The sequence below is a fragment of the Streptomyces sp. MnatMP-M17 genome (assembly GCF_900091995.1).
Taxonomy (GTDB): domain Bacteria; phylum Actinomycetota; class Actinomycetes; order Streptomycetales; family Streptomycetaceae; genus Streptomyces.
The window spans coordinates 1-10,510 of sequence record NZ_FMDK01000180.1 but is presented as its reverse complement, the minus strand read 5'-3'; the positions used below and the strand labels follow the sequence as shown (position 1 = coordinate 10,510).

The 10,510-nt window shown below is 69.0% G+C and carries 7 protein-coding genes; 5 read left to right on the top strand and 2 right to left on the bottom strand.

The window, feature by feature from the left end; genetic code table 11:
- Positions 1-2,533, top strand: a 2,533-nt coding sequence (locus tag GA0115259_RS08965; RefSeq protein ID WP_093593434.1) for a bifunctional [glutamine synthetase] adenylyltransferase/[glutamine synthetase]-adenylyl-L-tyrosine phosphorylase, incomplete at its 5' end; no start/stop codon positions are given.
- A 52-nt stretch (positions 2,534-2,585) separates the two neighbouring features.
- Here the strand turns inward: GA0115259_RS08965 and GA0115259_RS08960 are convergent.
- The gene (locus GA0115259_RS08960; protein ID WP_237539865.1) at positions 2,586-3,749 is read right to left on the bottom strand and encodes a phosphatase PAP2 family protein; all 1,164 of its coding nucleotides are present in this window, start codon (positions 3,747-3,749) and stop codon (positions 2,586-2,588) included.
- A gap of 153 nt (positions 3,750-3,902) precedes the next feature.
- Positions 3,903-4,958, bottom strand: coding sequence for a LacI family DNA-binding transcriptional regulator (locus GA0115259_RS08955; protein ID WP_093593431.1), 1,056 nt, complete (start codon positions 4,956-4,958; stop codon positions 3,903-3,905).
- A gap of 327 nt (positions 4,959-5,285) precedes the next feature.
- Between GA0115259_RS08955 and GA0115259_RS08950 the strand changes: the two genes are divergently transcribed.
- The 4 genes from GA0115259_RS08950 to GA0115259_RS08935 all read left to right on the top strand — a co-directional run bounded on the left by GA0115259_RS08950 (position 5,286) and on the right by GA0115259_RS08935 (position 10,463).
- Entirely contained in the window at positions 5,286-6,560 is a 1,275-nt protein-coding gene (locus tag GA0115259_RS08950; RefSeq protein ID WP_093593428.1) for an extracellular solute-binding protein, read from the top strand.
- Positions 6,561-6,755: 195 nt separating this feature from the next.
- The gene (locus GA0115259_RS08945; protein WP_093593425.1) at positions 6,756-7,769 is read left to right on the top strand and encodes a carbohydrate ABC transporter permease; all 1,014 of its coding nucleotides are present in this window, start codon (positions 6,756-6,758) and stop codon (positions 7,767-7,769) included.
- Complete coding sequence (locus tag GA0115259_RS08940) at positions 7,766-8,668, top strand: sugar ABC transporter permease (protein WP_370747535.1); 903 nt, start codon at positions 7,766-7,768, stop codon at positions 8,666-8,668. Before GA0115259_RS08945 ends, GA0115259_RS08940 begins: the two co-directional genes overlap by 4 nt.
- 118 nt (positions 8,669-8,786) lie before the next feature.
- On the top strand, positions 8,787-10,463 hold the full coding sequence (locus GA0115259_RS08935; RefSeq protein ID WP_093593422.1) for a glycoside hydrolase family 13 protein: 1,677 nt from the start codon (positions 8,787-8,789) through the stop codon (positions 10,461-10,463).
- Positions 10,464-10,510: the final 47 nt, after the last annotated feature.

Here is a 10,510-nt window from a genome sequence, read left to right as displayed (position 1 = left end):
CTGCAGAACGACGGATGTCGCCGAGCCCGCCGCCGAACTCGCCGATCTGGCCACCGCGACGCTGCGCGCGGCCCTCGCGATCGCCCGGGCCGCCGCGCCCGAGGACGCCGCCGCGTGCCGGCTCGCCGTCATCGCGATGGGCAAGTGCGGCGGCCATGAGCTGAACTATGTCTCCGACGTGGATGTGATCTTCGTCGGAGCACTGCCGGAAGGCGCCGACGGCGAGGCCGACGAGGGCGCCGCGATCCGGGCCGCGACGCGGCTGGCGTCCCATCTCATGCGGATCTGCTCCGAGTCGAACATCGAAGGGACCATCTGGCCCGTCGACGCCAATCTGCGGCCCGAGGGCCGCAACGGCCCGCTCGTACGGACGCTGAGCAGCCATCTCGCGTACTACCAGCGCTGGGCCAAGACCTGGGAGTTCCAGGCGCTGCTCAAGGCCCGGGTGGTGGCCGGCGATCCGCTGCTCGGCGCGGAGTACATCGACGGCGTCTCGCCGCTGGTCTGGCAGGCCGCCGAGCGCGAGCACTTCGTCTCCGACGTGCAGAAGATGCGCCGCCGCGTCGTCGAGAACCTGCCCGCGGGACAGGCCGAGCGCGAGCTGAAGCTCGGGCCCGGCGGGCTGCGGGACGTCGAGTTCGCCGTACAGCTCCTCCAACTGGTCCACGGCCGCAGTGACGCCTCGCTGCGCAGCAGCTCCACCCTCGAAGCACTGGGCGCGCTGGCGGCGGGCGGCTATGTGGGTCGTACGGACGCGCGGCAGCTCGACGAGGCGTACCGCTTCCTGCGCGCCATGGAGCACCACATCCAGCTCTACCGGCTGCGCCGTACACATCTCGTACCGGACGGAGAGGCCGACCTGCGCCGGCTCGGGCGCTCGCTCGGGATGCGCGGCGATCCGGTCGCCGAGCTGAACAAGGCGTGGAAACGCCATGCCGCGGTGGTCCGGCGGCTGCACGAGAAGCTCTTCTACCGGCCGCTGCTCGACGCCGTCGCCCAGCTCACGCCGGGCGAGACCAGACTCAGTCCGAAGGCGGCGCGCCAGCGGCTCGAAGCGCTCGGATACGCCGATCCGGGCTCCGCGCTGCGCCATCTGGAGGCGCTGTCGTCCGGAGTGAGCCGCAAGGCGGCGATCCAGCGGACGCTGCTGCCGGTGCTGCTGGGCTGGTTCGCGGACTCGGCCGATCCCGACGCCGGGCTGCTCGGCTTCCGCAAGGTGTCCGACGCACTCGGCAAGACGCCCTGGTATCTGCGGCTGCTGCGGGACGAGGGAGCCGCGGCGGAGAATCTGGCGCGCGTGCTCTCGGCCGGCCGGCTCGCGCCGGATCTGCTGCTGCGCGCGCCCGAGGCGGTCGCGATCCTCGGCGATCCGGAGGGTCTGGCACCGCGCGGCCGTGACCATCTCGAACAGGAGATCCTGGCGGCGGTCGGGCGCGCGGACACCGCCGAGGGCGCCGTCGCCTCCGCGCGCGGAGTGCGCAGACGGGAGCTGTTCCGTACGGCCGCGGCGGATCTGATCGGCTCGTACGGTACGGAGGAGAGCCCGGCCGAGGAGGATCCCGGAGCGCTGGTGGACCGTGTCGGGAGCGCGGTCACCGATCTCAACGCGGCGACGCTCGCGGGCGCCCTGCGCGCCGCCGTACGCGCGGAGTGGGGCGACACACTGCCGACCAGATTCGCGGTCATCGGCATGGGCAGATTCGGGGGCCACGAGCTGAGCTACGGCTCGGACGCCGATGTGCTCTTCGTGCACGAGCCGCGCGAGGGCGTGGACGAGCAGGAGGCGGCCCGCGCCGCGAACGCGGTGGTCACCGAGATGCGCAGGCTGCTCCAGGTCCCGACCGCCGATCCGCCGTTACTGATCGACGCGGATCTGCGTCCGGAGGGCAAGAGCGGCCCGATGGTCCGTACGCTCGCCTCCTACGCGGCCTACTACCGGCGCTGGTCGCTGGTCTGGGAGAGCCAGGCGCTGCTGCGCGCGGAGCCGATGGCGGGCGACGCCGGTGTGGGCAGCCGCTTCATCGAGCTGATCGACACACTGCGGTATCCGGCGGAAGGGCTCGGCGAGGACGCGGTACGGGAGATCCGCCGCCTCAAGGCGCGGATGGAGCGGGAACGGCTGCCCAGGGCCGCCGATCCGACGCTCCACACCAAGCTGGGCCGAGGCGGGCTCTCGGACGTCGAGTGGACGGTCCAGTTGCTCCAGCTACGGCACGGCTGGGCGGAACCGGGACTGCGGACGACCCGTACGCGCGAGGCGCTCGCGGCGGCCCAGGCGGCCGGACTGCTCTCGACGGAGGACGCGCAGATCCTGGACGACGCGTGGGTGCTGGCCTCCCGGGTGCGCAACGGCGTGATGCTGGTCAGAGGCAGGCCGGGCGACACCTTCCCGTCGGACGGCCGGGAACTGGCGGCGATGGGCCGTTACCTCGGGTACGGGCCGGGCCATGTGGGAGACATGCTGGACGACTACCGCCGGATCACACGTAGGGCGCGCGCGGTGGTCGAGCGGCTGTTCTACGACGCTGTGTGAGCCACGACGTGGTGTGAACTGGGACGCTGTGTGAGCCAGGACGCGGTGTGCACTACGACGCGGTGTGAGCGCCGTGCGAGGAGGCGGCCTCCGGCCTGCCACCGGCCGAGGTGTCCCGTACCGCCGTGCCGTTCTTCCGTACCGCCGCCGTGCCGCCCTGCGCCGTCGAAGCGCCCCGCGCCGTCGGCGCAGCCGCCGTACGGGCCAACAGTTTGAACGTACGCAGCCGCCGCATCGGACCGTCCGCTGTGTCCGCTGAGTTCTCCGCGTGCTCGTCCACATCGCGCGGGAGCCGGGCGGGAAGCGAGCCGTACCAGAGGTACGAGACCGCGAAGCCGAAGGACAGACAGATCATGCCGCCCACCGCGTCCAGCCAGAAGTGGTTCGCCGTGGCGACGATGACCACCAGCGTCAGCGTGGGATAGAGCAGACCGAGAATCTTGGTCCAGGGCGCCCTGGCCAGCGCGAAGATCGTCAGACCGCACCAGAGCGACCAGCCGATATGCATCGACGGCATGGCCGCGTACTGGTTCGACATGTTCTTGAGATTGCCCGAGGCCATCGAGCCCCAGGTCTCATGGTGCACGACCGTGTCGATGAAGCTGTTCCCGGCCATCAGCCGCGGCGGCGCCAGCGGATACAGGTAATAGCCGAGCAGGGCCACGGCCGTGGTCGCGAAGAGCACCAGCCGGCCGGCCGCGTAACGGCCGGGATGGCGGCGGAAGAGCCAGACCAGCACACCTATCGTGACGATGAAGTGGAGAGTCGCGTAGTAGTAGTTCATTCCTACGATCAGCCACGTCACAGAATTCACCGCGTGGTTGATTGACCGCTCCACGGCGATGCCAAGATGCTGTTCGGTGTCCCAGATCCAGTTCGCGTTCTCCAGAGCCTTCGCCCGCCGCTCCGGAACCGCGTTACGGATCAGTGAGTACGTCCAGTAACTCACCGCGATCAGGAGGATTTCGAACCAGAGACGAGGACGGCGAGGAGATCTCGCGCGCCGCAGCCACAGGTGGTCGCGCCGCGGCAGCGTGCGGTCGTCCGCCGGTTTTGACGACGCGCCGTCGGGCACCGGATCCATGGTGTCCACCGGCTGTGCGGTCGCGTCGCGTTTCGCGCCGGTCGCCACGTGGTTCGCGTCCGCCTCCTCGTGTGTGATGGGTGACGGGCTGACCCCTCGGCCTTCCTCTGTCTTCACTGTTGGTTCACCCATAGCGAGAGAGTCTGCCAGATTCTCGTCCTCCGACCGATCATCCCCCGGTCGGGTTCGCCTCGCACGCGCTACTACCGTGGGACGACTCCGCCCGCGGGCTTCTCCTCATTACGGACGGGACGGACGGGACTACGCACGGAACTATGGACGGGACTACGGACGCGTCCGCGATCCCGGTATTCCCTGCGCCCCCGGAGCCGGTCCGGAAGCGGTTGAACCGCGAACCACCAGCTCGGGCATGAAGACGAACTCGCTGTGCGGCGCGGGAGTGCCGCCGATCTCCTCCAGGAGCGTGCGGACCGCCGCCTGGCCCATCGACGGCACCGGCTTGCGGATCGTCGTCAGTGGCGGATCGGTGAAGGCTATGAGCGGCGAATCGTCGAAGCCGACCACCGACAGATCGCGCGGCACATCGAGACCGAGCCGCCGCGCCGCGCGGATCGCGCCCAGCGCCATCATGTCGCTGGCGCACACCACCGCCGTACAGCCGCGGTCTATCAGCGCGGAGGCCGCGGCCTGACCGCCCTCCAGCGTGAACAGCGACTGCTGGATCAGCTCGTCCGTCTCGTCCGAGGAGAGTCCCAGCAACTCCTGGACCGTGGCGCGGAAACCCTCGATCTTGCGCAGTACGGGCACGAAGCGGCGCGGGCCGACGGCCAGCCCGATGCGCTGATGGCCGAGCGAGACGAGATGCGTCACCGCCAGCCGCATAGCCGCCCGGTCGTCGGGAGAGATGAACGGCGCCTGGACCTTCGGCGAGAAACCGTCGACAAGGACGAAGGGCACGCCCTGGGCGCGCAGCTTCTCGTACCGCCGCATGTCGGCGGAGGTGTCGGCGTGCAGTCCGGAGACGAAGATGATGCCGGAGACGTCCCGTTCGACCAGCATCTCCGTCAGCTCGTCCTCGGTGGATCCGCCGGGAGTCTGGGTCGCGAGCACCGGTGTGTAGCCCTGCCTGGTCAGCGCCTGACCGATGACCTGAGCCAGGGCCGGGAAGATCGGATTCTCCAGCTCGGGTGTGATCAGGCCGACGAGTCCCGCGCTGCGGCGGCGCAGCCGCACCGGACGTTCGTAGCCGAGGACGTCGAGCGCGGCGAGTACGGATTCGCGGGTGGCCGCGGCAACCCCGGGTTTGCCGTTCAGTACGCGGCTGACCGTCGCTTCGCTGACCCCCGCCTGAGTTGCGATATCGGCAAGCCGTGCGGTCATGTGAGTGGACTGTACCGGGCGTCTGTCGGATTGCCCACCGCACGCGGGAACCGGCCATCCCGGGCCGACCTTGCAAGATCTTGCGAAACCTTCCTGCGGCAGTGCTGCCATCCCGGGCATACGCCGTGGACCTGCACGATCCGTCCCTGTCAGGTCTCCAGGGCCCGCGTCAAGGGGTATGGCCGCAATCGGCGGGACACGCCGCAGTAACGATCAACGGTCCTTGCAGAAATCTTCCGCAAGGTCTTTCGGCCTTCTTGCATCGCTGTTACCTTCACGTCCGACCCGGCGCCGCGACGGAGCGGTACGGCAGTTGAAGGAGTTCGGATGCGACGTGGCATAACGGCCACCGCCCTGGCCGCGACCCTGGCCCTCGCGGCGACCGCCTGCGGAAGCGACGACGAGCCGGCGAGCGGCAAGAGCGCGGGCGGCGAGCTTTCGGGCACGGTGACCTGGTGGGACACCTCCACGGTCGGCAGCGAGGACAAGGTCTTCAAGCAGCTCGCCGAGGACTTCGAGAAGAAGCACCCGAAGGTCGACGTCAAGTATGTGAACGTGCCCTTCGGCGAGGCCCAGAACAAGTTCAAGAACGCGGCGCAGTCCGGCTCCGGCGCGCCCGATGTGATCCGCGCCGAGGTCGCGTGGACTCCGGAGTTCGCCGATCTCGGCTATCTCGCGCCGCTGGACGGCACCGCGGCGCTCAAGAACGACGCGGACTTCCTGCCGCAGGCCGCCGCCTCCACCGAGTACAACGGCAAGACCTATGCCGTACCGCAGGTCATCGACTCCATGGGCATCTTCTACAACAAGAAGATCTTCAAGGACGCGGGCGTCGAAGTGCCCACGACCGTCGCCGAGTTGAAGACCGTGTCGAAGACCATCAAGGACAAGACCGGGAAGACCGGGCTGTATCTGCGCGGTGACGACGCCTACTGGTTCCTGTCGTTCCTGTACGGCGAGGGCGGCAATCTGGTCGACGCCGAGTCCAAGACCGTCACTGTCGACAACACGGCCGGCGTCAAGGCCATGACCGTCGTCAAGGATCTCGTGGACTCGGGAGCGGCCAAGACCGACGCCGCCGACGGCTGGGAGAACATGCAGGCGTCCTTCAAGGACGGCAAGGTCGCGATGATGATCAATGGTCCCTGGGCCGTCGCCGACACCTATGGCGGCGCCGAGTTCAAGGACAAGGCCAATCTGGGCATCGCACCCGTACCGGCCGGTTCCGTCGCGCAGGGCTCCCCGCAGGGCGGCCACAACCTCGCGGTGTACGCGGGCTCCAAGAACCTGGACGCCTCCTACGCCTTCACCGAGTACATGACCTCCGCCGAGAGCCAGGCCAAGGTCGCCGAGGAGCTGAGCCTGCTCCCTACGCGTACGTCGGCCTACGCGATGCCGGGCGTCGCGGACAACGAGATCGTCGGATTCTTCAAGCCCGTCGTGGACAAGGCCGTCGAGCGCCCATGGATCCCGGAGACCGGCAGCCTGTTCGCGCCGCTGGTGACCGAGTACACCAAGGTCCTCACCGGACAGACCACACCGGAGAAGGGCGTCGGCGCCACCGGTGACGCCTATCGCGAGCTGCTCAAGGGCTGGAAGTAGCCCGAAGCGGCCGGAAGCAGGCAGTCGGAAGCAGCTCGAAGCAGCCGGAAGCGGGTCGGCCGCACCGGTCCTGACGGGGCCGCACCGGTCCTGACGGGGCCGCACCGGTCCTGACGGGGCCCGGCCGGTCCGGTCCGGTCCCGGCCGGTGGGCCGTAGCAAAGAAGCAGACGTAGGAAAAGGAAAGGCGGGCCGGATGGCTCTCCACACCAGCCAGTCGGTGCCGAAGGCCGCGGGCGGCACACCGCCCGGCGGGCTCCGGCGGCCCGGCGGGCTCCCGGCTCCGGCAAGGCTCAGGCGGGGCCTCGCGACCCACTGGTACGCCTGGGCCATGGTCGCCCCGGTGGTGGCCGTGATCGGCGTGATCATCGGCTATCCGCTGGTCCGCGGTGTCTATCTGTCGCTCACCGACGCCAACGAGCGCAATGTCGAGCGCAGCATCGGCGTCAACCATCTGCCCGCCACCTATGAGTTCGTCGGACTCGACAACTACGCCGACGCGCTGACGGGTGATCAGTTCCTGTCCACTCTCGGCTGGACGCTGGTGTGGACGGTCTCCTGCGTCACCGTCACCTTCGGTCTCGGGCTGGCCCTGGCGAACATCCTCAACCGCCGGATCGCCGGCCGCTCCTTCTACCGGATGCTGCTGATCCTGCCCTGGGCCGTGCCGGGCTTTGTCTCCGTCTTCGCCTGGCGCTTTCTCTACAACGAGGACCGAGGCTTCCTCAACAAGCTGCTGGCGGGTGGCGGTATCGACGCCGTGCCCTGGCTCAACGACCCGACCTGGGCCAAGTTCTCGGTCATCACCGTGAACATCTGGCTCGGAGTGCCCTTCATGATGGTCGCGCTGCTCGGCGGACTCCAGTCCATCCCCGGCGAGATGTACGAGGCGGCCGAGATGGACGGCGCCAATGCCTGGCAGCGCTTCCGCCACATCACCATGCCCGGGCTGCGCTCGGTCAGTACGACCGTGATCCTGCTCTCCACCATCTGGACGTTCAACATGTTCCCGGTGATCTTCCTGCTGACCCGCGGCGGTCCCGGCGAGGCGACACAGATCCTGGTCACGCAGGCGTTCAAGTTCTCCTTCGAGATCAGCCCGCGCGACTTCGCGCAGTCCTCCACCTGGGGCGTGCTGATCCTCGTCCTCCTGATGGCCTTCGCCGCGGTCTACCGGCGAGTCCTCCGTACGCAGGGAGATACGTGGTGACCACCGCAGCCGTCCCCAGGACCACTCCGGCCGACACGCCGTCCACCACCACGGCCGGCGCCAACACACCGCGCCGGGGCAGGCGTTCACCGCTGGCCTCCGTCGCCCTGCACACCACCCTGATCGTCGCGTCCGCGATCGCCGTCTTTCCGGTGCTCTGGGTCCTGCTGACCTCGCTCAAGCCCGCGAGCTACGCGACCACCACGGACTTCTTCAAAGAGACGACGTTCGAGAACTACACCAACCTGCTGCGCGACACCCCGTTCCTCACCTGGTTCGGCAACTCGCTGCTCGTCGCCGGATTCACCACGGTGCTCGGTGTCTTCACCGCCGCCACCACCGGCTACGCCGTCAGCCGCTTCCGTTTCCCCGGCAAGCGCGGGCTGATGTGGACACTGCTGATCACCCAGATGTTCCCGGTCGCCGTCCTCATCGTGCCGATCTACAACATCATGTCGGGACTGGGACTGCTCAACCGGTCGGCAGGTCTGGTGATCACATATCTCACCATCGCCGTGCCGTTCTGCGCCTGGATGATGAAGGGCTTCTTCGACACCATCCCCCGGGAGATCGACGAATCCGGCCAGGTCGACGGACTGACTCCGTTCGGTACGTTCTTCCGGCTGGTGCTGCCGCTCGCCAAACCCGGGCTCGCGGTGACCGCGTTCTACTCCTTCATCACCGCCTGGGGCGAAGTGGCGTACGCCTCCGCCTTCATGGTCGGCGACGAGAATCTCACGCTCGCCGGCGGCCTCCAGAAGTTCGTCAACCAGTACGGCGCCCAGTGGGGCCCGATGACCGCCGCGTCCGTGCTCATCGCCGTTCCTGCCGCGCTCGTCTTCCTCTTCGCCCAGCGCCATCTCGTCACCGGCATGTCCGCCGGTGCCGTCAAGGGCTGATCTCCCTTGGCCGTACACCGTGTTCTGCCCGCACCACCGTGTTCGTACGACGACGGCGGCGCGCGGCCGGCCAGGCCCGGCGTGCCGCTCCCTTCCCCCCAGACACCCCAGGGATGACATGACCCAGCACCTCGCTGCCCCTCTGACCGGCACGTCCGACGACGCCCCGGGCCACCGCCACGGCTGGTGGCAGGACGCGGTGATCTACCAGGTCTACCCACGCAGTTTCGCCGACGGCAACGGCGACGGCATGGGCGATCTCGACGGGGTACGCCGCCGGCTGCCGTATCTCAGGGAGCTGGGCGTCGACGCCGTCTGGCTCAGTCCCTTCTACGCGTCGCCGCAGGCCGACGCGGGCTATGACGTCGCCGACTACCGGGCCATCGATCCGATGTTCGGCACGCTGCTGGACGCGGACGCGCTGATCCGTGACGCCCATGAGCTCCACCTGCGCGTCGTCGTAGACCTTGTGCCCAACCACTCCTCGGAGGAGCACGACTGGTTCAAGCGGGCCCTGCGGGAAGGGCCGGGCTCCGCGCTGCGCGAGCGCTATCACTTCCGTCCCGGCAAGGGCGCGAGCGGTGAACTCCCGCCCAACGACTGGGAGTCCATCTTCGGCGGCCCCGCCTGGACCAGGACGACCGATCCGGACGGCACTCCCGGCGACTGGTATCTGCATCTCTTCGCGCCGGAGCAGCCCGACTTCAACTGGGACCATCCGGCGGTCGCCGACGAGTTCCGTTCGATCCTGCGGTTCTGGCTGGACATGGGCGTCGACGGCTTCCGCGTCGATGTCGCCCATGGACTGGTGAAGGCCGACGGACTGCCGGACATCGGCGGCTCGGGCCAGCTCAGGCTGCTCGGCAATGACGTCATGCCGTTCTTCGACCAGGACGGAGTGCACGAGATCTACCGGCAGTGGCGCAGGATCCTGGACGAGTATCCCGGGGACCGGATCGCCGTCGCGGAGGCCTGGACGCCCACGGTCGAACGCACCGCGAACTATGTACGTCCCGACGAACTGCACCAGGCGTTCAACTTCCAGTATCTGAGCACCTCGTGGGACGGTCCCGCGCTTCGCGAGGTCATCGATGTCTCGCTGGCGGCGATGCGGCCGGTGGGCGCGCCCGCCACCTGGGTGCTCTCCAACCACGATGTGACCCGGCACGCGACCAGGTTCGCGGGCCCGCCCGGCGGCGGTACGCAGACCAGGGAGGCGGGCGACCGTACGCTCGGACTGCGCCGGGCCCGCGCGGCGACGCTGCTGATGCTGGCGCTGCCCGGCTCCGCGTACATCTACCAGGGCGAGGAGCTCGGGCTGCCCGATGTCACCGATCTGCCCGACGAGGCGCGACAGGATCCCTCGTACTTCCGCGCGGACGGGCAGGACGGCTTCCGCGACGGTTGCCGGGTGCCCATTCCCTGGACGCGGGAGGGCAGTTCGTACGGTTTCGGCGCGGGCGGGAGCTGGCTGCCGCAGCCGGACGACTGGGGCCCGCTGAGCATCGAGGCCCAGACCGGCGATCCGGACTCCACGCTGGAGCTGTACCGCTCGGCGCTGGCGGTGCGCAAGGAACACCCGGGCCTGGGCGCCGGCGCGTCGGTGGAGTGGCTGGACGCGCCCGAGGGCGTCCTGGTCTTCTCCCGGCCCGGCTTCCTGTGCACGGTCAACACGACGGACAGGGCGGTACGGATCCCGGTCCGCGGCAGCCTGCTGCTGTCCAGCCACCCGATGACGGCGGACGGTCCCGAGACCGAGCTGCCCGCGAACACGACGGGGTGGTGGACGGTGTGAGCCAACTCCCGCCGCGGGGCACGGCACGGCGGCCGGGCGGCGCCGCA